This window comes from Lachnoclostridium sp. An118 (genome assembly GCF_002160985.1).
GTDB classification, from domain to species: domain Bacteria; phylum Bacillota; class Clostridia; order Lachnospirales; family Lachnospiraceae; genus Claveliimonas; species Claveliimonas stercoravium.
Window position 1 is genome coordinate 59,146 of sequence record NZ_NFLQ01000010.1, and the last position, 22,682, is coordinate 81,827.

Here is a 22,682-nt window from a genome sequence, read left to right on the forward strand (position 1 = left end):
AAAAATTATTAGATTTACTTTGAATAAGAGTGTAAAAAACGTGAAATGAAATTACAATACTTTTGCCCTAAAGTAAAATCCAGTTTTGGTAACATGGGGAGAGAATTTAGTTTGGAAAATAAACGGAGTTTTTTATTGCATAAGAAAACTGATTTTGAATATGTTTATTTCACTCTATTTGAGATATCATAAGATTAGCACCTCGTCTGGTTAAAGAAGGAGTATCCTTATTTTGTATATACTTCAGAAAGGAAGCACGAAAGAGTGGTCTCCGACCGATATGGAGCGTGCCGGTTATTATATAAATGAATGCATGGGATACCCGAAGGCGAAATGAAAGCAACGGAGTATCTGAAGAAAGACAGATCGCCGAAAGAAGATTATAAAATTACATAGCTGTTTCTGGATCCTGAAGGCCGGTTTTGCGACAAGGAGTATGGAATGAATATAGACGCCAGGCAGCGAATCGAGGGTGTAGGGAGGCACAGAACTGTCTGCGTCTCCTGAACATGGATTTTGAAGGAGGTTCCTTGTGAAAATCAATGAATGAGAGCAAAGAAAAGAAAACCACAGCTACGAAGAAAATCATAGTCATACAGATTTTTCTTCTGATCTGCATCCTGACCGCGCTGTTCATCTGGAAAAGTGCATTATCCCGTAACCTCAGTGCTTATGTCCAGAGGGCAGTGCCATATGAAGAGACCGGATCAGCGGGAGAACACTATACCATGGAAATCAATTCCATGGATGATTGGCTGGACTTTTCCGAAAACGTTAATCAAGGGAGAAGCTACCTGGGGTATCGGATCGAATTAAATACGGATCTGGACTTTGCAGACCAGACTTATCTGGATCCAGTAGGAAGCTACACAAGCCCTTTTGAGGGAAATTTTTATGGGAACGGGCATACGCTCAGGAACATAAGCATATCTTCCGATGAAAATTATGTGGGTGTGTTCGGCTATACCCAAGGAGCTGTGATTCGGGAACTGAATGTTATTGACTGCCAGCTATACAGCTACTCTGCCACGGGAACTGGCGGGATAGCCGGTTATGTTTCGGGATATGTCCTAGAGTGTAGCTTTAGCGGCACAGTAGAGGCAGATGCGGGCTCTGCTGGAGGGATTGCGGGAAATAACTGGGGCGGTATAGACGACTGCTCCGTATCTGGAGAGATCAGAGGCTCCGGCGTGAGCGGCGGCTATGGGGGAGGAATGTCTGCTTCCTTTGGAACGGGAGGCATCACCGGAGATAATAGCGGGACAGTCAGCAGATGTATCAACTATGCGGAAGTATCCATCGACTCGGACTTTTATGATCTGGGCGGGATATCCGGATATAATCAGGGATTCATACAATCCTGCGGGAATTTTGCAGATATGAACGGCGGCGGGATCGTTGACAATAATTCGGATTACGCAGTCATTCGGGGATGCTTTAGCTTTGGCGATACATACGCTGGCATAGCGGTTGGAAGCTACAGCGAAAGTACCATAGAGTACTGTGTGAATCTGGGTCTTACATCGGGCCGGTATGCGGCAGGTATCGTTTCCTTCTGGGGGCAGGATAATGAAGAGAATTATCAGGGAAGGATTTCACAGTGTTTATCTGCGGGGACTTTCGGAAATGAACTGGTCAGAAGCAGGTATTTTGACAGCAGTTTCCTGACTGCAAATTACCGGATACATACGCTGTCGAACGCGGAAACAGAACAGTTGACCGCCCTTCTGGAGGAAAACGAATATGAAGAGGCCTATGGATTTGCGGCAGAAACGGAGAATCAAAGGAGAAACATCATATTTTGTGTAACAGCGGTGGGGCTGACTCTTTTGCTTGCGGTCGGCGACAGTATCTATTTTGGAAGAAAAACATTAGAAAAGCAGAGAATTTATATCCGGGCAGGAAAACTGGTGAAAGAGGGAGCGCTTCGGGAAGGCGCCTGCTTGTATGGTACAGTTCTGGATTATAAGGACAGCGCCGACCGGGGAAAAAGCTGTTTTAGGGATTATCTGCAGAAGTGTACGGAGTCAGGAAAATTTGAAATCGGTAGGATCCATGGAGAATCCATCTTGTGGGAGTGTATCAGCAGGAAAGAAACAGAATACCGTCTGCTGTGCGGAGCGGTTCTGAAAGTAGAGTGTATCCATGCTGCCCCGGAGCTTGTCTCATGGAAGAATTCTGATCTGTATAAGAAGTTGAATTCTGTTTACAGGCAGGAATGGTTCAGCACGATAGAGCAGGGATTCCTGAAGGGAGAGGTTGATCTTCTGACAATGGAGGAAGCAAAGCAGATTTCGAAAAACAAAGAACGCATGCGGTGCAAATCTGCTGGCGGACCGGGAGATATCCTCACCGGCAGCGGCTGTGTATACTGGTGGATTCGAAATGAAGATAAAAGAGAAACTGCTAGAATGCCATTTGTAACAGGCGAAGGACTGATCAGTGAGAGAGGAATGTGGAACACAGCGGAGAATATAGGCGTCCGTCCGGTGATAACCATAAAGGTGGAAAATGAAGATTCTATTTAAATCTATCGGAACAGGAATATTGTGTTTTGTGGCGTTCATTCTGCTGATCGCTATGGCAGATAATATGCCCACAATGATTTCCAGTGTCTTTGAGGTCAGCCTGAGAGACTGGTGGTATGATTTTGTGACAGAGAAAACGCTGGAGTATGTCGCGGCAACAGCAGTGCTGACCGCTGTGATGTATCTGGTCTGGCAGTTGGGAAGCAGGGCAGGAAGATCTGCAGGGACGGTTCTGGCGATTCTGGTTGCGGGAGAGCTGATCCTGGCGGCGTCCTTTGGCCAGTACTGGAACTATATAGAAGAAAACTGCGTCCCGGCGGAATGGTCGGGCCTGGAGCTGGCCTATACAGAGTCTTTCGGCTCCCTGCAGGCTGCGAGGCTGTATTTTTTCATATTTGTGTGTGTTATTTTCGCGGCAGGAATCATTTTGAATTACCTGAAAGTTTTCTTCCGGGACCAAATCGAAAAGGAGACCGCAGATCAGGTTTTCAGCGGAAACAGACTGTTTCAGGAGATGCTCTGCACGGGAATTCCTGTATGTATTATTCTGACGGGAACCTATAGTTTGGCCGGCTTTTTGGATTTCCCTGTAGCTGAGCTTTTTGCGATTGTGTTTGTGGCCATGATTTTGGGGCATGTCCTCCTCTCATCTTTTTATTTCAGAAAAATCTTGCAGTATTACAGATCAATTATCGAAGACAGAGAAATCAAAAGATATCTTGTAATCGTGAGAGAAAACAGTTCCTCACAGAAGTCCTTTCTTTATGAAAGATTCTGGCGGAAAGGAAACTGCATTGAGAAATTGCAAAAACAGGAGATTTATCTACTCCCCCGGAACCTGTCAGAAGGAAATGACGGCAGCTTCATTATGCTGGACGTGTACAGCGGGGAGGCGGCGGGAAAAGAGCTGAAGGACAAAGAAAAGTTTGAAAAAACTAGGCTTCAGGAAAGAGGTACGTTCAACATTGCATACTGTGAGGATACATATGCCTTCCGAGACTATATCCGTTTCTACGACCGGTACGCTTCCGATCTGGAGACATTAATGAAAGAAATCATAGCGTTAAAAGGTTTTCTGCAGTACCGTGAGAGGCAGACCGGGATTATTTCAAGACTGCAGACGGACAGTCTTACGGTTACGAACTGCATCGTAGATGAAATCATTGCCTTCCGGCGGTATTTTGACCAGAATATAAACCGGTTTCTTGTGTTTGATTATGCGATTAAATGGCTGGAGACTGTGAACTACCTATATACTATGATCGCTGTTTCCCATCAGGCAGTCCCGCTGTCCGGGAAAGTCAGAAACCGGATCGTGATGGCGGATTTTAAAAAGTGGACAGAGCTGAGAGAGAATGTTGTCCATGATAGGGATATAGATGGGATCATCAGCCGCAGTCACCGCGGGGATTCGGTTTTCCAGAGCTTTCAAAGGATATGGAAAGCCGTTACGGTAAGGGAGTACTCATTCTCAAAATACACGGTAGGCGAGCTGATTGCGGCTTCCAATCGGCTGCGGAATTATACAAGAGGCCACGGGGTATTTACTTTTGAGATATCGGATGAAATCAACCTGGATCTGCTTGAGATTCTGGTGTTTCTGATCAATCAGATGATAGTAAATGATCAGCTTGATGGAGATTTTTCCAATCTGGAGGAACTCGGCTGGATGGTCTATGTCGGGGATACCCCTTATTTCCTGTATTCTTACAACAAGACCTACGATGAATACTGCTTTAATTCATTCCGGAACAGCAGCAGTATTATGCTGCCGGCAGATATCAGGAGAAAAGAAGATGAACAGATACATTAGTTGGAATAACCGGAGACGGGACAGAAACTATTGGATAGGAATATGGATTTTGCTGGCTTCCGCGGTAAATTTCCATGTCTGGCTTAACATAGAGAATGGCCCTGCCGCTGTAATCAGGGACGTGCTGGAGCGTTTTTACAGAAGAATTATTCCCAGCCTGCTGATCAGCGGGGCCGGATATATACTCTTTGCAGAACTTACATTCATAGCGGGGACAGTAATGATCGTCTTTCTGCTGAATCATCTTGCTGGTATGCTGCCGGATACGGAGCTTCAGGGTGTATCCGGAAAGTACCGGTTTGTATACAGAACTTCTTTTCTGTGTGATGTCTTTGCAGGACTGTTTCTTGAACTGGCGGCAGCGGCAGGACTGGGAGGGATGACAGAAATACTGACAGGCGAATCTGCTGCCGCGTGGCTTTTTATGCTGTTTTTTGTCTGCGGCAGTGTTCTGTACTGGAGAAGTATCCTGCCTGCTGCGCAGTATCATAAGGTGTGGAACCTGTTAAAAGCAGACCGGGAATACGAGGATCAGGTATGGTACTGCATTTCTAACGGGCGGGAGGGGCTGTCCACCTTTGACCGGGTTCCATGGAAAGGAAAGATTTCCCAGATCATAGTGGCCGGGGAAGATTTGAAAGCCTTAGATGCCGGAGTGAAAATGGAAACCTTTGTCTATTATCTTATCTGTATCGATTCTGACGAAGACATTCGGGAAGAGTTTGTCAGCCGGATTTATTCTGCCCTTAACACACCACATTCCAGGCTTCTGGTCTTAAGTTTCGGCTACGGGAAAAACGGAATCGATGTAAAACGTCTGCTTGGCGTTCTTTCGGAAAACAGCAATGTCAGGACAGAAGAATTTCCGGATCTGAAGCTTCACGGCAGGATGGATATAGAGAGTCTGATATCAGATCAGAACTTCCGCAGGAAGAGAAACGTGAGGATGCCGCTGCGTTTCGTCAAAAACGAAGAGCTAGCGGATACTTATCTCAGCATTGGGAAGGGGCCCTGCCTGTGCCTGCAGTTTTTAAGAAAAATTCTGAATGATCTGGAAATACTGCCTGCAATTTACGCGGTGTTTGACTTTACTGACCTCCAGTACCGCATGGCCGCTGCATATGAACATGGAGACGATACGGCCTGGATGAAAGAACACGGAAAAGATATCGGGAATATTATGAGCATGGGGAAAGAACTTGAGGAAAGTGTGATTCGGAAAAAATTTCAGCAGGGCGATATCCGGATAACTTTCGAAGAGATATTTTCCCGGATCATCACAGAGGAAGAGATGGCGGTCATCCGGAAATATCTGCCGGACTACAGGCCCGACAGAACTTATCCTGTCTATACTTCAATCGTTTATCTGACTACATCTTTGAGAAATGTACTGCGGGGACACGGTTCCTTTGAACATGTGGACGCAGAGATTTTGTTTGAGCTGGTTTTCAAACTGGCTCTGATGAACATTCTCATCCTCTCCGCAAACGATCTTACTCTTGAGACAGAGGACAGTCCGGTGTGGCCGGGGGAAACGTACCGTAAAGTGATCGGGAGGAAGAATTCGGATACAGTGCGGAATATGAGTCCTTTTCTGATGGCCTCCGGGACAGGAAATATACTTGTCTTTAATAACTGGGATAAGCCGTCGAAAAAAAAAATGAAAAAGAAATTGTGGAATATATTAATTACCTGGATGGAACGCTAATACTTCCAGAATTCCCCGGGGTGGAGATGGATTTTTGATGTTTCGGATACTATTAGTATTGATGTTTATAATTCAGGGAGGTATAGAAAATGATGTACGAAAGATTTGAGATGTCTCTGATTGTTCCCTTCTGGTACAATCCGTCCTTTTATGAAAAGATAGGGACAGAGGAGGATACCGGAGGGAAACCGTATTTCCAGAGGAAAGCAATCCGGAGTAACCGCCTAAACGAGCAGAATGAAGATATGTGGAAAGATGAGGAGCAGGGGCTGGTGCGGTGCCTGGAACTGCAGCAGAAGTACAGAAAGAACCTTGGACTGCATGTCAAGGAAAACTGGACTTACCGCATGGAAAACAGGGAGGATATTCCGTTTAAGATCTCGAAGGTGAACGGCTGGTTTTTCAAGAGAGGCGAAGGTTATCTTACCCTGCATGTAAGAGCGGACAGCTTGGATGAAGAACAAGTTCTGGATCTCCGTGCTATGTTAACTGATGTAAAAGCTGAGAAGAAGATCTGTTATACAGTAAAGACAGACAGGGACAAAACTGATAAAGCAGAATTTACCGTAAAAAATCTGATTCGGAAAATCCTTGGGATGTTCGGGAAGTTCGAAGCGGAAGCGCAGAGAGGAACTTTCCTCAGAGCAATGAACCTTTCCTATGGGATCGTGGAAGAACTGGATCCGGAAACGTCCGGTATTTATTTTGAGAAGCTCCGCCTCAATGCGGATGGAAGCTGTCAGGTTTCTCAGAAGATCGACAGCAGTTTTCTTTATCAGGTGGAGAAGTATCCCTATATTAACTGGGTGGTGTCAGAAGAATCTCTTGCGGGAACGGCGGATATGCGTCAGGCTCTTGATATTGCAGAGAAGAACGTCAGGTTCCTGAGGGAAGGTCTGGGTCCCGCCATTTCCCGGGACTATCTGATGGTTTATCTGTACTATATAAGTCTGAACGCCCGCACAGAACAACTGGAGAAGCAGAGCCGTGAAGCGTCTAACGATATGTGTGTGTACCCTGCCATGAGAAAGATCCGCCATCTGCAGCAGCAGCTTGTTATGCTCACCAACCAGATACATATCAATACGCTTTTCTACAGATATCTGTGTACCACAGTGTGGAACCTGCCGGAGCGGCTTGAATGGTTAGAGGAAACTTCGGAGGACGATGTCTTTATCAGCTACCGGAGAAAGTACGGCGGATACCCAGCAAGGCTGATTCATGATAAATTGAAACAGAGTGGCTGCAAGGTATTCTACGATTATAAATCCATGCGGGCGGGAGACTTTAATGTCCAGCTTGCGAAAGCGATGAAAAACGGGATGTATGTTGTTGCTGTTCTGACGCCGGAGTGTCTGGACGAAGGAGTCGAAGGAGAAAATTATATGTTAAAAGAACTCCGGCGTGCTATGGATTCGGGTAATCAGATCAAAGTGATTAATGTGTTTGTGGACGGATTTTCTTTTCCGGTAGAGTTGCCACAGGGACTAGAAAAAATAGATACACAGCACGGAATCTATATGGACGCGGAGAATCTGGACTCAGCGCTGGAAAGAGTGGTTGATGTAGTGAGAAGGGGGTAGGAAGCTATTCAGTTGATTTCACTGTAATCGGAGGGGATATTGCCAAACTCGGGGAGAATAATAATGTATCCACGGAGGTGCTCTGCAAGATTTGTGGTGTTCTGAACTGCGTGGTTGATGACATTGTTGAATTTATGCCGAATTCAGAGGATGAAGTGGGTGATTATATAGGAGAGGAGCGTTAATAATGGCTGAAACTCATTACGATGCATTTATTAGTTATAGACGGGAAAATGGCTTTCTAATGGCTCAGGTAATTTATGACAGATTAAAGGATCGGGGAGTCCAGTGCTTTTTTGATCTGGAAGAGTTGAGATCAGGAAAGTTTGATGAGAAAATTTTGATTGCAATACGTGAGGCGCATACGTTTATTTTGATTCTTCCGAAGAATGCTCTGACCAGGTGCAAAAATGAGGATGACTGGGTGCGTCAAGAAATTGTGGAAGCGGTGCGCTGTAATAAAGTGATCATTCCTGTGATGTATGATGGTTTTAAATGGCCGAGGAAGTGGAGCGCGGAATTTCCTGAGGAATTCCAAGGTCTTGAGCATATGAATGGTGTTTCGGGTTCTCACGAATACTTGCCAGCTATGATTGATAAAATTATTAGTTATATGCCGCAGGAAAAGTTGCATTTAGTACCGACCAACGGAATTAACGCAAGTGTAGCTATGGCAAACAAAGAAGAGCCAATGATAGAAAATGAGTTTGTTTCCACTGAGAAATATTTTGGTGATGCCATTGCGAACAGTGAGAATGTTGAAAGCGTTGACATGGCCTTTCATGCCGGTGCAGAGTGGTTTACGAGCATAGAGAAAAATGATCAGCTATACACGATTCTAGATAAAGGAATTCATCTTAGGGTATTGTTGAATTACCCGGATGTATCGGAAATAGTGGCGAAACATATGCGCCATAAGCGTAAGCGTTATATGATATTTGAAGAGTGTATTCAGTATTGGGAGGAATTGAGTAATGAATATCCGGATACGGTTGAAATTCGAATTGTAGATATTCCGATATTGCGACGGTATTACTCTTTCCATATGAAAGATGTGCGTAAAGATACGGTCAATGTGAAATATTATACATATGGGAATGCCAGAATGGATAAAAACTATCAGCCGATTTTTCATCGGGATTCAGCATACTTCGAACTTTATCGGATGGAATTTGATTATCTATGGAATCGGGCAGTTGCATTCGATGAAGATGGAATGAATCCTCCGATGAGAAAACATAAGACAACTGACACCGTTACCTTTTTTACGGAAGGGATGAGTCGTATTACGGATGTTCAGCAAATAGATATGTTTTTTCGCGGAGGTTCAGAATGGCATCTTAATTCAGATGTGGTCGAACTTTTATCACATATTCTTGATAAAGGGATAAAGATGAGGGTTATCGTCAATGAAAAAGAGACGGTGGAGGAGACCGCCAAACATATGAGGCATAATCTTAGAAAATATTATGGGTACGATCAAAATGCTGTGAATTGGATAGAACTTTCTAAGAATTATCCAGAGCTGGTGTCCATTCATATTGCAGAAGTCCCTCTAATGAGAAGATACTATAATATCATTGGTGTAGAAAATGGGCTTATGAAAGTCTCTTATTATACATATGGAAATCCTTACCCTGATCAAGATTGCCAGATTATTATAGAAGCATTAGATAATACATACAAGTTGTATTCAAATGAGTTCGATTATCTGTGGAATAGTGGGAGCCATGAAGCGTGATTATTTTAGCCGCCATATATAGTTGGAAACAAGAAAGGATATAGTATTATGTTGTTTATACTGTTCGGGGGAACTCTGGAAGTTGGTTTTCGAAGTCGCGAAATTCTTCAGAATAAAGGATTTGATGTTATAAGAAAATATAATTTGATAGTTGATGATTCGCCGATATCTGCAAATCAGTATAAAAATCCTGAGGGAGTATATAAGGACTGGTTCAACGATAAGGTTTATGTGACAGGAGAAGAATATAGAAAATGTGATTTTAAGTACGGGCTTAATGGTGTCGCAGTGGGTTTTAATCAGCATCAGATTATGGATGCTATCCATGGAGTGAATGACTGCATTCTGACTATTGGTGCTTCGGCAATAGAATTTATAGAGCAATTGAAGAAGGCTTACGGTGATTATGTGACGCTGATTAATTTGTTCGTTGATGATCACTGCTATGAGAAACTGATTGAAGCTCAGCCGGGTATAACAGAAACGGAATGCATTGCAAGAATCTTAGCTGGAAAGAAGATGCAGAAGATATATCTGGATGACTTTCAGCTGTTTGATGAAATGGTTGTATACACAGGGGAAGACACGGTTTTTAATTATCATGCTTTGGAGAGCCAGTTTGAGCAGATCATAAAGCGGCGAAAAAAGATGGAACTGGTGTTGAATAAACAAAAGTATGTGCAGCTACCTTATGTAGGACCTGAACCATATATCTTTGTCAGTTATAGTCATAAAAATAGAGATCAGGTGTATCCGGTTCTGGGGATGCTTCAAAGAAACGGGTTCCGAATCTGGTATGACGAAGGAATCACGGGTGGACAAAACTGGCGTTTGATGCTCAAGGATCGAATCAAATCTTCGGAATGTATATTGCTGTTTTCTTCAAAAGATGCAGTTAAATCTACTGCAGTTACGATTGAGATAACAACAGCTAATAATTTTGAGGTGCCGATTATATGTGTGTCTATGGATGGGGCACGGTTTGATGAGACTATAGAGGATGAATTAAGCCGGGATCAGAAACTGATTTATGGAACTGATTTTGGGGTGTTTGAAAGCAAGGTCATTGAAGCATTGCCCGATAACTGCAGATTGTAACGACTCCATGTCATGACAGTAAATTTTATTGATTTAAAGGGAGGCTAGAAGAATGGAACATGGCGGTTGTTTTATATAAGCTTAATGAGATTATAGATATCATAGAAAGTTCCGAAACAGCGCACTATGCAGAAGAAAAGGAATTCCTGAAGGAAAAATTACATCCGGATTTATCTTTTGTAAAAAAAGACAGGATTCAGCAGAAATATTTTTGCGGACGAGAGTGGCTTTTGGAACGCATAAGGGAGTGGTTATGTAACAAGGATGCGTCAAGGCTGGGTATATTTCCGGCAGAGAAAGTGGAAGGAATCTGTAGATGGATACAAAGCTGCGTATAATTGCTATGACAGATGTCGGAACACTTCGGAAAAACAGCGGAAAATGAATAAGCAGATATCCGACAGATTAGGGAGTCGCGGACAGTGTTGCTATTACAGCAACACTATCTATGGCTCTTTTTTTGATGCTTGATATTTTGCGAGATGTTTCAAATTTTTTATTTTTAGTTTCCATGCTGGAAATTCTTTGACGATGAGGAAACACGGTTTTCATGGGATACTTATTTCAAATCAAACAACAGGGCTTTGGTGAGTGAGCATTTTACTCGGAAAGGAGAGGCTTATGGCTGAGAAGAGTGTTTTCATCAGTAAGATGGAGTATCCGTTTTTTGAAGAGGTTCATGTAAATATCGATTGGTTTGCAGGCTTTGCGATGAGCCAAAAGCGCAAGTGTCAGATCGGTCTTCACCAGAATTTTTTGATGACTTATCCGGAGGAGAAGGTGCTTGAGATTTCTTCCACGAGTCTGATGTCTCTTGGATCAAAGCTTAGCGCAATGAACCTGAGCAAAAGAACGCAGAGGGGGCTGACGACAGTGGAGAGCGCGTTCCAATCTTCTCGTATCTACAGTGATGGTGTAAAGACGGTAGGTCCGTTTCCAGATTATCTGTTCCTTCCGGGAAGGGAGTGTAAGAAGCTTGTGAAGGCGGTTTCGGAAGGAATGCATTCGTACAGGTATGAGTTTGATGGCATGGCATTTTATGCACCTGCCTGGCATATATCTCAGTTCTACGATTTCCTATATCTGAACGCCCTTTTGGAACCGGAGAACAAAGGGGTGAAAGAACAACTTTTGGCGGAGAAATTCACCTGTTTTACAGATCTGGCAACTAAATCGCTGAACTGCCAAGCGAGATCTGCAGCTATCTTTGTAGGGTTGGTCAGAGCAGAGGTGATTGATGAGGTCAGAGATTACAAATCTTATTTGAAACTTTTTCGGACACAGGCGGATGGAAAGGCTGCGGGTCCTCAGGCCTATGAGCATGTACAACTCCTTTACAAGGAAAAGGTTAAGCTGTTCTCCGAGGTTGTGCCCTGCAGATTCCGTAAGGCTGATGTGGAAACCTATTATGCGGAACATTGCGGCATGCTGACAAATCGCAAAGAGGATGACAATTATCTGGATCTCAGATACGGGTAAAGTTTCAAAAGCTATTTCTAAGACTGATTCCAACTGGGAGTGATGAAACTCTCGGTTGGTGAGATAGTTATATCAGAACAAAAAACAACACAGATTCAGGGAGGAAAAAGTTATGTGGGATTTCGGATACAACGAAGAAGCAATGGTCAACTTACGGGATTCTGTGCCCGGCATCGTAAAAGGACAGAGCAGATCAGGTTTGTACATCGACTTGAATATTGAAAATGACTTTGATGATCGCAAGGAACTCGTTCCGGCATTCGGTTACTGGACTGGAAGACTTCCGGTTGGCACAAAGGTAATGTGCAGTATCAGAAAGCCGGCCAGAGAAGGTAAGGACATTCTGGTTAGTGTCGATTCTATAGTTTATGAAGATGAAATGGCGGCATAAGGAGGTGTTAGCGCAATGCCGTCATCAATTAAAATGCTGATAAAATCAGCAGTGAGACAGAGGAGTGGTGTGATATGAAAAACCGCGATGTAACACAATTGACGGATAGAATCCGTCTGGAATATGGATTTACACAAGAGGTAGCGCAGGATAGAGCCATGCAGGCGTTGGAAAACTGTCCCCCTGCATTGACTCAGAATTTAGAGGAGTGGGCAAAAGGGCAGAAACTGACTGATATTTACATCGGTCAGTATTCGCTGCCGATGATTCTCGCAATCTGGAAGAACAGGGATTTTCTGAAAGCCATGGAGGTTATGACCGAACTAGATAAGGGTAACACAGGAATCGCTGAGCTGAAAATCTGGAATATGCGGAGGTAGACTGGATGGGAGCATATGGAGTACATCCCACCCGGTATGGGAATCTGAGTAATGATCAGCTCTATGCCATGTTCCGCGAATCGACCTACAGCAAGCTTGAGGAGAACGAGAAGTTGGATCTTCTTCAGGAGACTGTGAACCGTGATGCTCTTGAGAAGGGTGAAGTTGGTGCGCCAGAAGTACGTTTCGCAGATTTACCGGCAAACGAGAGCGGCAATGCGGCCAACGGCGTAATCAATGTAAACCGGAATATGGCTGTCAATGGTACGCAGTTCTTTGAATATAACGGACAGACAATTCAGCATTCAATCAGTGATTACAACGTTCAGTCTCTGAACACAGTTTTGCATGAAAACACCCATTGTTTTCAGGATCAGATCATCGATGGGACGATAACTATTGAGGATGCCCAAAAGACAGCTGAGTATCAGGCAAACAGCTTTACATCTAGTGCTGTCCTGCAGGATGGAAGATATCAGCTGGGCAGCCAGTATCTGATCGGTGAGACTGCAAATGGATATTACTGTTATTACTTCCAATCAACGGAACGAGACGCATTCCTTGGCGCAGAAGAGAGGACAGCGGCAATACTGAGAGGACTTACAGAGAAATACGGTACAGAACCGTCGTTCGAAGCATATGCCAAATCAGTAGAATCCACAGGCTATCACGCAACGGAAAGGGAAGCAATAGAGCGGTTTCAGAATCCAAATTTTGTTCGGGATCTTAATCAAACCCTTCAGAACCAGTATTTTGGTACTAACGTTCCGGTAGATAAGAATACGGAAGCAGCAGTGAAGGCTGAGATGATTGCAACCCACAAAAGCCTTCAACAGCAGATTACACAGGTAAATAATTTGTCAGCGAAGGAGGATACGAAGATGTCATTTGATCCAAACAAACCGGTAAGTCTTGAAGAGTACAATGCAGCTCTCAGAAATTCAGTGAATGCTTATTATGAGCATGCAATAAATGATCCGACTATGTCGAAAGAAGAAGCAATTAAGTCCACTGCGGAGATGAGTGAGAAGTATATTGATGCGGTTCAGGAGTTTCAGGAATCACAGGGGATGCAAACCACTGCCGGTGTAAGCATGAACGAAGGCACCCAGTCCATTGGATCCAATGGAATTCAGACAGACGCCAATGCATTGGATGCGACTGCCATTTCTGCCGGGGATACTGGTGCCGTAGATTCTGGAGTAAGTGGAGGTGGCATCGGTGACGATGACTTCGGTGGTGTAGATAATGACGGAGATGGCGTTGACGATGGAATGGATATTTAAAAGGAGGGTCAGCCTATGGCATATGATTTTGGACAGAAACGAATCGGGACAGGCAGCAATCAAGAAAGAAACAGTGGCATGTACACGAAGACCATCTTAGGGCAGAGCGTCGGAGACATTCCGGTTCCTGTATGGACAGCGGATAAATCACGAAGTCCGTTTGTTGCATTTCAGGATCCGAAGACTCAGAAGTTGTTCGGTTTGAGCAGAGATATGCTTGCCTATGGCTTATTGGCTCTTGGGGCACCCGGCACTGGTAAGACAAATTTCTTTAATATGACACTGGATCGTATGCTTGCAACCATGCAGCCGACAGATGTGATTATTATTTTCGATACGAAGGGTGATTATCTGGAGACTTTCGGAAGCAGAATTCCGGACAGTATGAAGGTTGTTATCGGCAATGGCGATGCATATCGCAGGGTTACTTCTTACCATAATATCTTTGCAGAAGTAATGCCACGGGGAAATGATGGAAAACTGGTCTATACGCCGGAATCCGACGAAGATGCACTGGAACTTTGTGAACAGCTGTTTCAGTCCATGCAGAGTGAGACACAGCCTGTTTTCCCTGCGATGGCTGAGCAGGTTGTTGCGGCGGTTATGATTTATTTCATGAAGACTTACTGGCGTTCTGATCAGTCGAAACTGAACAACAAAGAATTTATCAATTTCTTTACTCACAGTACCAATGAGGATCTTAAGAAGATTCTCAGCTTGGATTATATGTCTGATCAGCGCAGCTGCATTGACTATATCTCAGGAAAGGGAAACCAGACACAGGGCGTGAACTCTTATATTGGTTCCGTGTTGAAGAAGATGTTTGTCGGTCCGTTTGCACAGGCTGATCTGGCAAGAGAATTCTCTATGAGGGATATCATATACAGCGGAAAGAAGAAAGTTGTCTTTATTGAGTATGACCTGCGTAAAGGTAGACTGCTTGCCCCTATGTATGGCACTCTCATCGACAGAGCTCTTGCTAACGCACTGGGTGGAAGACAGCAGGTGAAAACCAATAAGTACTTTCTGTTAGACGAAATGCTCCTCCTCCCAAGGCTCGAGCATTTGTCAGACAGTTTAAATTTCGGTCGTTCTCTGGGAGTCAGGATGATGTGCGGACTGCAGAATACGTGCGGACTTGAGGAGCAATATGGGGAGGCTGGCGCAAGGAACATCCTGTCGTCTTTTCAGAACATGGTGGCGTTCAGATTGAACGATTATGATACCAGACAGTTTGTTATTAATCGCCTGGGCGAGAATTACCAGAACTTCAGCATTTCCGCACAGCAGATAAATCTCAATATCCAGCGAGCCGGTCATACGGTGGAAGACTGGAACTTGTTGAAGCTGAAGAACGGTGAGGCAGTGGTGTCACTTGCAGGTGAAGATCCGTTCCTGTTTACGATGCCGTTGTACGGTTAAATTAGAATGCCTGATTCATATATGAATTCGGCAGGAAGGAAGTGAAACTATGAGTAATAAGGGAATGATTATCAATGAATGTGAGCGTATGAATGCAGCAAGACGTGTGTTCGAGGGGCGTGTTGACAGCGCATCTTTTTTCCGCAATATTCACGGCGATCTTCTGATCAGCGGAGTTGAGGCTGGGAATCAGGCAATGGTGCTGGATTTGTTCTGCTGCGGTCTGGAGAAAAATGACATGCCTACAATCCTGCTCACCAGTCATCCGGGGCTGATGACGGCTATACAGCAGAAAATAAATGCACATGAGATGGATTGCGTTATGACATCATATCCTGCGGATAAGAACTATCATCCATTTTATGGCATGTCTGCACAGCAGATTCTTCGCTTTGTCCGTATGACGGCGGAAGAGATGGGCTATGGCATTCTGACCGACCAGGTGATGATATATGCTGCCGCCGTTCTGAATGTCGTTGCCGCAAAGTATCCGGTATCCCTGCCGGCCATCGTAAAGCTCCTGAATGAGGATGATGATTTTATCTCTGAATTTGCTCTGCAGTCAGGTTTCTCCAATGTGATTGCCGATAATATTTGCGCTAATCATGAAGCGGGCATTGTACTTCGCAGACTCTTTGAACGCATGGAAGAGATATTTGAAGATATCTATACCCCCGGCAGCGATACGAAATATAACTTTCAAAGCGGAGCGAAGGGGAACTTGTCGGGGATGGCCATGTACGTATGCTCTTGTAATCAGAATATTTTCAACTCCTATCTGAAGGAAGAAATATTCCATACCCTGAAACGAGTCCCGCGAATCCGTATCATCCTCGATGAAATGCAGTTTGTGGATGAAAATGATGAATTAATGAAGTACCTTATGCAGTCCAGACGTCAGGGGAAAATTGAACTGATGATGGTTTCGCAAAATGTCAGAGAAGCAATGCACGGTAATGCAGAACTGGATTTTCCGAATGTGGTGCTTTTCCATCATGGTACACCGGCTGCAACGGATGATCTTTCCCGTGATCTGTTCGGCTCTTATCAGTATCATTATCCGGCACCGGTTACCGGAGATACACCGCATATCCTCGTGTCGTTCAAGCGTGCAGTACACTGGCAGCCACAGACCGAAGAACGTCTTCGTGTCCGGAGTCAGGATATGTATGCGAGACCGGGACTTTTTGGAGGAACATCTGATTATCTGGCAGTTAAGACTACAGCGAATGCGAATGTCTATCTGATCCGCACATCGGACTTCCTGCCTGCTGTGGCAGGGGTTCCAGTTGTGATGTGATGCTGTTGATGTGCCCTATTGTCAGACGAGAAAATAGTTTCAAAAAGCTGAAATTTAAGTTTCAATTTCGGTATCAGGTACACCTATAAGAAATGGATTCCAGATCTTACAATAGGCTTAACAACAAACGAAGGGAGGTCGGGAAGATGGCGTCATATACAAATACAGAACCGAGGGAGGTGACGAGCATATGAGACGTGCAGGAAATATCTTTGAACAGGAAAGCTACCGAGGAACCGGAGTCCGCACCATGTCCGGTGTAACCATTACGCTGATTGTCTGCTTCGTGCTTTCCGGACTGGCAGCTTTTAGTATCATTGCCAATTTTGGAGCAGTGACTGCGCGGATTGCCATTTTCATGGCTAATCTGTTGTCCTCCGGCTTTCCAATCCTGATTGTGATTGCAGTTGTTGTTTATTTTACCATGCGGCTGAAGTGGAAGCTGCGTAGGAACTTTTGGGGGTGGTGACACACATGGATTATCAGGCAATTACAGTATGGACCGTGATCAAACGGTTCCTGATCGGCTGGGCCATAGCAGGAGTGCTGCTGGTGGTGGTCAGCTGTATCAAATATAAGGAGTTTATCGTTACGGCATTTGCTAATAATACCTGGGCATGGATCAATGCGGTCATGCCGATAGTGATTATGGTATTTGCCATCGGCTACATCATCAGATCTTTGTTTAGATAGAAGGGAGAATTGCACAATGAATGCATCTGTAATGAATGGTAACTTTAATAGATATACAGGTTTTGACAAGGAGGAAAAGCATATGGATATAATCAGAACCGAAAGATATAAGAACTATGGCCAGCTTGAGGATCAGGCAGCAGGCACTGTGGACGTAGAGGCATTTGTATTCAGAAATGGCGAAGTTGTACCTGCAAACCAGGCAGAGAATTCTACGACTCCTGTCATTAGGACTGCCAATGAGCCTAATTTTGGCCAGCTCGTGTCTCAGGCAAATGAAACTATGGATGTAGAGACATTCGTATATCACAATGGAAGAATAGAACCTGCCATTCAGGCGGAGAACTCTACGAGTCCTGACATTTGGATAGACCATGAGCCTAATTATGACCAGTTCGAAGACCAGACAAATGGAACTGCAGATGTTGAAGCGTTTGTATTCAGTAATTGTATGGTGGTGCCTGCAAGTCAGTCGCAGAATTCCAGCACCCCGGTAATCAATACGGCACCTGAGACGAACTATGCACGATAAGGAGAGATGCAAATGTACTGGTACGAAAAAGAGAATGGCGCTTTACTGCAGTTTGAAAAAGATGCTTTCCTGAAGTTTATGCGCGAGTATAATCATCCAAACATGAAGATGATGTTTAGTTATGACAACAAGCACAGATTCTGTGTGGATGTGACCCTGCCGGTTAAGCCGGCACCGGATCAGCGCTGGCGAACCTTTGTATTCCATGTGGTATACGAGCATGATCACCCGGGCAGAGATGCCGATGGCCTTTTTGGCGGCTCGATCAAAGTGTACCCTATGACAAAGCTGAAGCCGGGATTCCATCATCTTATCTCTGATTCCACGATGGGTCTTCCTTACATCTGTCAGGTAAGAACTACGGATCCTGCTTCCGTGAATGGCTATACGGCCATGACCAGAGTGCTTCGTTGGATTGATGTGTACTGTGTATGGGAAAAGACCGGTGTTGACCGCGACAGATAATGGAGGTGTCTATGTTTCAGAGTAAGGGAAAGTATCGTGTTTATATTACCTGCAATACCTATAGGGGGATGCTGCTCGAAGCGGGGCGGCACCCCGGCAACGAAAGCATTATCCAGATGCCGGGTATCCGCATCGGAAATGACTTCTTTTTTGACATGGTATCGGACAGCGGAATTAACGCCACATATACTCCAACAATGTGTGAGAAGGATCATGTCTATGCCGATCATTTGTCAACACGTCTCAGCGAATATTATGACTTCTCAAATGGTAGGCTGACAGTATCTCAAGTTCACAGACATCCGGATGGGTACCTGCATTTCAGCCCTGGTGATTATCCGGCCAACATCAAACTTGCACAGCAGTTTGGCGGGGTTGTAAACGGACTCATCTTCATCGACCCTGAATTCCGGATTAAGTTCTGGTATATCGATGAGAATGGCAACGAGACAGAAGCAGAGTATGAAATCAATGATAAGGCAGTCAGAGCGGCCATGCCTCGTATTGATTTGCACAGACTTAAAGAAACTGTGGAACGCAATGAAGCCGCAAGAAGGGCGACCAAAAAAGCAGTGCGTAGAATGCTTGCATCAGCCGAAGATAAAGGATCAATGCGCACAAGATTGTCCAATTTGTTCAGAGGACACTCAGAGGAGGGAAAATGTATGGATAACAGAACAGCAAATGCATTACAGACGGCAGCGGTATCGGCCGAAACAGAACCGGTTAAGGCCGAAACTGCAGAAGTTACTTTTGTGGACAATACCGCAGAGAAAGGAACATCTGAGGAAGCCTTCATGGACTTTGAAAAGATGCAGGAGGCGCTCAGACCATACACGGTTCTTATACCGGAAGAGTACCGGAAGCAGCGTTATGAGGGTGAACTTTGGGGCTATTACCACCCAGAGACCAAAACGTATAACATCATACAGGATGTGCTATACGATGCAAGAACAGATGCGAAGGCCTTGGGTATGGCGGTCAGAAAAGAGTACACAGAGAGAGAAGACGGTGACATTTCCGGTCAGTTTGGTCTTTCCATTGTCTGGAATGAAGAGCAGGCAGAAATCTCTGTCAGAGATAATTCCGGAGCAGAGATCAATATGGATTATTACTCCACACGCCAGGATGTATTTTCCAGAAACCAGGGAATTGTAGAGCAGGACAGAATGGCAGCAAAGCAGGCCATCATTTCCGGTACCGGATCCGGTGGTTTCAAGGTTGGCCTGGAACTGGTAAGGGCAGGGATTGGTTCTCTGATCGTAGCTGACAATGACATCCTTGCTTATCACAATGTCTGCCGTCACGAATGCGGTATCCACGATGTGGGTCGCTATAAGGTTGACTGTTTTAAGGAGAGAGCTGCTGACATCAATCCAAACTGCAGGGTTTATACCTTTAGGGATCTGATCCAGCACGTGGATCCTGCCGAACTTGAGAAGGTGATTTGGAAGGATTCCATTATCCTTTGCTGTGCTGATAATCGTCATTGCGGATATGTTTGTAACGAGCTGGCAGATAAATACGGCATTCCAATGATCGATGCAGGCTGTGGTCCGAGAGCCTCCACAGGAGAAGTGTTCTGGTACAAACCGAATTCCGGCATGGCATGCTACACCTGTGCCTATGGTGAGGATAAGGGTGTCGATTACACCAATCAGGTGGTGCGCAGACGTTTCTATGCGACGGAGACAGAGCTTGAGAAGCTTCATTTCCAGCCGGGGATGTATCTGGATATTCAGCTTACTGCAATCTTTGAAGCAAAGCTGGCCATTGATCTTCTGATGGAGAATGAGGAAGGATATGAGGCAAAGCTGCTTCCATACATCAATCAGTGTACGGTGCTACTAAATTATCCGATGGATCAGGATGTTAATCCGTACATGCATCTGTTTGGTACAGAGGCCGAGCGCAGGCCGTTTACCTGGAAGTCCGGACCGGCGCAGAAAAATGGATCCTGTTCCTATTGCGGAGCAGAGAAACCATCTTCAGATATCAGATGTAATACTGTGGCATAAGTTTCAAACGTAGTTTCGGCAGGAACAAAAGCCGCCTGATGATGAAATGAGCAGAAGAGTTTATCCTTAAATCATCAAAGGGCAGGAGGTATCTCTAATGAGTTATGTACTGATTAATGGAAAACGATACTATAAAGATGATAGGACCGGAAGAACCACACTGGACAATGTGTCTCAGGCGGAAGCTGATCGCAGGACCCAGAGAAATCAGGGGACAGCAAGGACAACCAGGACATATCGTCCGCAGACAGCAGCCGGAAACGGCAGGACAACAGGTAATGCAGGCAATGTGATTCATACTACTGGCACGGCTGGTACAACTGTCCATGCAGGCTTTCCGTGGAAGGCTGTTATTGCCTGTGCTGTAATTATCTTGTTTATCGGAGCATTTTTTTACAACCGTTCTCATGTATCTTCGGAAGAGCAGGCCATCACCAACTACATGAATGCTGAGGATACGGATTCAGATGATGAAGCAACGACATCAGAAGAGGATTCGGCATCAGCACTTTATCTAATGCCGGATAGTGCGGATCGATACCTAGAGGTATCAGATATTAAAGGCTACAGCCGCGATGAGATTCAGATGATTATCAATGAGATATATGCGAAGCATGGACGTGAGTTCCATACACAGGAGAATATTGACTATTTCAGTGCACAGGACTGGTATGAGCCGGTACTCGGTAAGTCCGATGAAGAAATCGCTAATGAATTTAATGCATATGAGAAGGCAAACGTTGAACTGTTATGCAAATATCGGTAGATGCAGGAAATGGACTTATCAAAATGAAAGGGGGAATCTCACGTGAGATATTCAGATAAAGACTGTATCGTAATTGGTTTCGATGAAGACCGTGTTCATTTGACTTCTGTCATTTTGATGAGCGGTAAAAGTGGACTGAAGAAAATGATTCAGGGAATCAGCGGGAAAAAGGAGATGGAGATTTACCACATTAACTTTGCTGATAAAACCTGTATGGAGACAGCACGTGTGAGCCTGCCGCAGGACATTCCGGCTGTAGATATGGTTATCGAATTCAAACCGGAGGAGGACGGTGGAACTGTAACGATTTGTAATACCAATCAGGTGTGGAGTTATACAGTGTTGGAAAAACCGCAGGAATCTGAGGAGAATCCGATGAAATCTGCAAGATCTTTGCCGCAGGCGAGTGAGAACAAGACAAATGCAGATAGTCTAAAATGCATTGTGGATAAAGATAAAGTTCGTGAACTTGAGCAGAAGAAGCAGACAAAAACGGTCTGGCCGGATGAATTGGCTGCGGAACTGAAGCGTGATATTTACGGGCAGGACGAAGCTATCAAAAAGATCAGTGAACTGATTTCAGCAAATCTTCGTAGAAAAAAGCCGGAGGTTGAGGTTATAGTTCTCTTTGGTCCGACCGGTGTTGGCAAAACAGAGGTTGGAAAAGCTCTTCCAGGAGCACTGGAGAAGCTGACAGGACAGGCTTATGGGTTCCACCAAATTGCCCTCAACGAGTTCATTGGCGAGCATTCGGTCAACAGATTTTTCGGATCCCCACCTTCCTATGTAGGCTATAAGGATCCTACAGTGTTTGAGCCTGTCCGCTCCAATCCATACCAGGTTTTCCTGCTGGACGAGATTGAGAAGGCAACGGATCGCATCTATACCGGGCTTATGGAATGCTTTTCCAGCGGTGTGGTTCACCTTGCGGACAATTCACCGGATATTGACCTGAGCCATGTGATCTTTGTTATCACCAGTAATATTCCGGTAGATATGAAGGCTTATGAAGAGGCGTCAGCATTCCGAAAGAAGGAGATTTGCAGAAACACTCTCGCTAAGGCATGCGGTCATCCGGAAATCGCCGGCAAGATTACGAACTGTCTGGCTTTCCGTGAGCTTCCTGCAGATGCGCTTACAGACATTGTCAGCAAATTTGTGGTGGAAGAGCTGCAGAATTACGAGATGGAACTTGAGCATATGGACGAGGAACTGATGGTGCAACTGAAGGAACAGCATAGCAATTATGGCGCCAGGGGCGTCAGGGACGCTGTGAGAGAGGCAATCACAGCAGCAACTGTGTATGATCGTAATATTGGTCGATACAAAGGCCACAAGGTTTTACTGTCAGGTGATATCGAAAATATTGTTATAACGATTGTACCGGAGAAGGAGACAGTTCTTCCTGTCGGGGCCTGACAGTAGGCATGATTTGATCAGAAATGTGTTTCAAAGTTTGAAAGACAGTTTCAGTGGGAA

At 44.8% G+C, this 22,682-nt stretch carries 21 protein-coding genes; all 21 read left to right on the forward strand.

Annotated elements, in window-relative coordinates; translation table 11 throughout:
- The first annotated feature begins 743 nt into the window (after positions 1-743).
- The 21 genes from B5E62_RS10040 (at position 744) to B5E62_RS10140 (ending at position 22,622) form a co-directional block, all read left to right on the forward strand.
- Positions 744-2,528 carry a hypothetical protein gene (locus tag B5E62_RS10040; protein ID WP_143468842.1) on the forward strand — a complete coding sequence of 595 codons (1,785 nt, stop codon included), beginning with the start codon at positions 744-746 and terminating at the stop codon, positions 2,526-2,528.
- 64 nt (positions 2,529-2,592) lie between these two features.
- Positions 2,593-4,341 carry a hypothetical protein gene (locus B5E62_RS10045; protein ID WP_162610294.1) on the forward strand — a complete coding sequence of 583 codons (1,749 nt, stop codon included), beginning with the start codon at positions 2,593-2,595 and terminating at the stop codon, positions 4,339-4,341.
- On the forward strand, positions 4,325-6,049 hold the full coding sequence (locus B5E62_RS10050; protein WP_143468843.1) for a hypothetical protein: 1,725 nt from the start codon (positions 4,325-4,327) through the stop codon (positions 6,047-6,049). The genes B5E62_RS10045 and B5E62_RS10050 overlap by 17 nt, the downstream gene beginning before the upstream one ends.
- Before the next feature lie 89 nt (positions 6,050-6,138).
- Positions 6,139-7,632: a toll/interleukin-1 receptor domain-containing protein gene (locus B5E62_RS10055; RefSeq protein WP_087174437.1), complete on the forward strand. Its 1,494-nt coding sequence runs from the start codon at positions 6,139-6,141 to the stop codon at positions 7,630-7,632.
- Between the two features lie 38 nt (positions 7,633-7,670).
- On the forward strand, positions 7,671-7,817 hold the full coding sequence (locus B5E62_RS17650; RefSeq protein ID WP_275532586.1) for a helix-turn-helix domain-containing protein: 147 nt from the start codon (positions 7,671-7,673) through the stop codon (positions 7,815-7,817).
- Positions 7,818-7,819: 2 nt separating this feature from the next.
- Positions 7,820-9,373 carry a toll/interleukin-1 receptor domain-containing protein gene (locus B5E62_RS10065; RefSeq protein WP_087174439.1) on the forward strand — a complete coding sequence of 518 codons (1,554 nt, stop codon included), beginning with the start codon at positions 7,820-7,822 and terminating at the stop codon, positions 9,371-9,373.
- Between the two features lie 48 nt (positions 9,374-9,421).
- Positions 9,422-10,471 (forward strand): toll/interleukin-1 receptor domain-containing protein, encoded by a 1,050-nt coding sequence (locus B5E62_RS10070; protein ID WP_087174440.1) that lies wholly within the window; start codon positions 9,422-9,424, stop codon positions 10,469-10,471.
- Positions 10,472-10,530: 59 nt separating this feature from the next.
- The gene (locus B5E62_RS10075) at positions 10,531-10,809 is read left to right on the forward strand and encodes a hypothetical protein (protein ID WP_087174441.1); all 279 of its coding nucleotides are present in this window, start codon (positions 10,531-10,533) and stop codon (positions 10,807-10,809) included.
- 283 nt (positions 10,810-11,092) lie between these two features.
- Positions 11,093-11,950 carry a DarT1-associated NADAR antitoxin family protein gene (locus tag B5E62_RS10080; protein ID WP_087174442.1) on the forward strand — a complete coding sequence of 286 codons (858 nt, stop codon included), beginning with the start codon at positions 11,093-11,095 and terminating at the stop codon, positions 11,948-11,950.
- A 112-nt stretch (positions 11,951-12,062) separates the two neighbouring features.
- Positions 12,063-12,341: a hypothetical protein gene (locus B5E62_RS10085; protein WP_087174443.1), complete on the forward strand. Its 279-nt coding sequence runs from the start codon at positions 12,063-12,065 to the stop codon at positions 12,339-12,341.
- A 74-nt stretch (positions 12,342-12,415) separates the two neighbouring features.
- Positions 12,416-12,721, forward strand: a complete 306-nt coding sequence (locus B5E62_RS10090) for a hypothetical protein (protein WP_087174444.1) — start codon at positions 12,416-12,418, stop codon at positions 12,719-12,721.
- A gap of 5 nt (positions 12,722-12,726) precedes the next feature.
- Positions 12,727-14,007: a hypothetical protein gene (locus B5E62_RS10095; protein WP_087174445.1), complete on the forward strand. Its 1,281-nt coding sequence runs from the start codon at positions 12,727-12,729 to the stop codon at positions 14,005-14,007.
- 15 nt (positions 14,008-14,022) lie between these two features.
- Positions 14,023-15,429, forward strand: coding sequence for a type IV secretory system conjugative DNA transfer family protein (locus tag B5E62_RS10100; protein WP_087174446.1), 1,407 nt, complete (start codon positions 14,023-14,025; stop codon positions 15,427-15,429).
- Between the two features lie 49 nt (positions 15,430-15,478).
- Positions 15,479-16,729, forward strand: a complete 1,251-nt coding sequence (locus B5E62_RS10105; RefSeq protein WP_087174447.1) for a hypothetical protein — start codon at positions 15,479-15,481, stop codon at positions 16,727-16,729.
- 190 nt (positions 16,730-16,919) lie between these two features.
- The gene (locus B5E62_RS10110) at positions 16,920-17,198 is read left to right on the forward strand and encodes a hypothetical protein (RefSeq protein ID WP_087174448.1); all 279 of its coding nucleotides are present in this window, start codon (positions 16,920-16,922) and stop codon (positions 17,196-17,198) included.
- A gap of 5 nt (positions 17,199-17,203) precedes the next feature.
- Positions 17,204-17,422 carry a hypothetical protein gene (locus B5E62_RS10115; RefSeq protein ID WP_143468844.1) on the forward strand — a complete coding sequence of 73 codons (219 nt, stop codon included), beginning with the start codon at positions 17,204-17,206 and terminating at the stop codon, positions 17,420-17,422.
- A gap of 16 nt (positions 17,423-17,438) precedes the next feature.
- On the forward strand, positions 17,439-17,954 hold the full coding sequence (locus B5E62_RS10120) for a hypothetical protein (protein ID WP_087174450.1): 516 nt from the start codon (positions 17,439-17,441) through the stop codon (positions 17,952-17,954).
- A 12-nt stretch (positions 17,955-17,966) separates the two neighbouring features.
- Positions 17,967-18,419 (forward strand): hypothetical protein, encoded by a 453-nt coding sequence (locus B5E62_RS10125; RefSeq protein ID WP_087174451.1) that lies wholly within the window; start codon positions 17,967-17,969, stop codon positions 18,417-18,419.
- 11 nt (positions 18,420-18,430) lie between these two features.
- A complete protein-coding gene (locus B5E62_RS10130; protein WP_162610295.1) occupies positions 18,431-20,437 on the forward strand; it encodes a HesA/MoeB/ThiF family protein in 2,007 nt (668 codons plus the stop codon).
- A 97-nt stretch (positions 20,438-20,534) separates the two neighbouring features.
- Positions 20,535-21,203 carry a YARHG domain-containing protein gene (locus tag B5E62_RS10135; protein WP_087174453.1) on the forward strand — a complete coding sequence of 223 codons (669 nt, stop codon included), beginning with the start codon at positions 20,535-20,537 and terminating at the stop codon, positions 21,201-21,203.
- A 42-nt stretch (positions 21,204-21,245) separates the two neighbouring features.
- Positions 21,246-22,622 carry an AAA family ATPase gene (locus tag B5E62_RS10140; protein WP_087174454.1) on the forward strand — a complete coding sequence of 459 codons (1,377 nt, stop codon included), beginning with the start codon at positions 21,246-21,248 and terminating at the stop codon, positions 22,620-22,622.
- The last annotated feature ends 60 nt before the right edge of the window (positions 22,623-22,682 follow it).

Coding starts and splice junctions, on each gene's coding strand:
- B5E62_RS10105 (WP_087174447.1), top strand. CDS start 15,479: ATGAGTAATAAGGGAATGATTATCAATGAATGTGAGCGTATGAATGCA.
- B5E62_RS10135 (WP_087174453.1), top strand. CDS start 20,535: ATGAGTTATGTACTGATTAATGGAAAACGATACTATAAAGATGATAGG.
- B5E62_RS10075 (WP_087174441.1), top strand. CDS start 10,531: ATGGCGGTTGTTTTATATAAGCTTAATGAGATTATAGATATCATAGAA.
- B5E62_RS10130 (WP_162610295.1), top strand. CDS start 18,431: ATGTTTCAGAGTAAGGGAAAGTATCGTGTTTATATTACCTGCAATACC.
- B5E62_RS10095 (WP_087174445.1), top strand. CDS start 12,727: ATGGGAGCATATGGAGTACATCCCACCCGGTATGGGAATCTGAGTAAT.
- B5E62_RS10040 (WP_143468842.1), top strand. CDS start 744: ATGGATGATTGGCTGGACTTTTCCGAAAACGTTAATCAAGGGAGAAGC.
- B5E62_RS10045 (WP_162610294.1), top strand. CDS start 2,593: ATGCCCACAATGATTTCCAGTGTCTTTGAGGTCAGCCTGAGAGACTGG.
- B5E62_RS10065 (WP_087174439.1), top strand. CDS start 7,820: ATGGCTGAAACTCATTACGATGCATTTATTAGTTATAGACGGGAAAAT.
- B5E62_RS10110 (WP_087174448.1), top strand. CDS start 16,920: ATGAGACGTGCAGGAAATATCTTTGAACAGGAAAGCTACCGAGGAACC.
- B5E62_RS10070 (WP_087174440.1), top strand. CDS start 9,422: ATGTTGTTTATACTGTTCGGGGGAACTCTGGAAGTTGGTTTTCGAAGT.
- B5E62_RS10055 (WP_087174437.1), top strand. CDS start 6,139: ATGATGTACGAAAGATTTGAGATGTCTCTGATTGTTCCCTTCTGGTAC.
- B5E62_RS10120 (WP_087174450.1), top strand. CDS start 17,439: ATGAATGCATCTGTAATGAATGGTAACTTTAATAGATATACAGGTTTT.
- B5E62_RS10050 (WP_143468843.1), top strand. CDS start 4,325: ATGAACAGATACATTAGTTGGAATAACCGGAGACGGGACAGAAACTAT.
- B5E62_RS10100 (WP_087174446.1), top strand. CDS start 14,023: ATGGCATATGATTTTGGACAGAAACGAATCGGGACAGGCAGCAATCAA.
- B5E62_RS10085 (WP_087174443.1), top strand. CDS start 12,063: ATGTGGGATTTCGGATACAACGAAGAAGCAATGGTCAACTTACGGGAT.
- B5E62_RS10125 (WP_087174451.1), top strand. CDS start 17,967: ATGTACTGGTACGAAAAAGAGAATGGCGCTTTACTGCAGTTTGAAAAA.
- B5E62_RS10090 (WP_087174444.1), top strand. CDS start 12,416: ATGAAAAACCGCGATGTAACACAATTGACGGATAGAATCCGTCTGGAA.
- B5E62_RS10080 (WP_087174442.1), top strand. CDS start 11,093: ATGGCTGAGAAGAGTGTTTTCATCAGTAAGATGGAGTATCCGTTTTTT.
- B5E62_RS10115 (WP_143468844.1), top strand. CDS start 17,204: ATGGATTATCAGGCAATTACAGTATGGACCGTGATCAAACGGTTCCTG.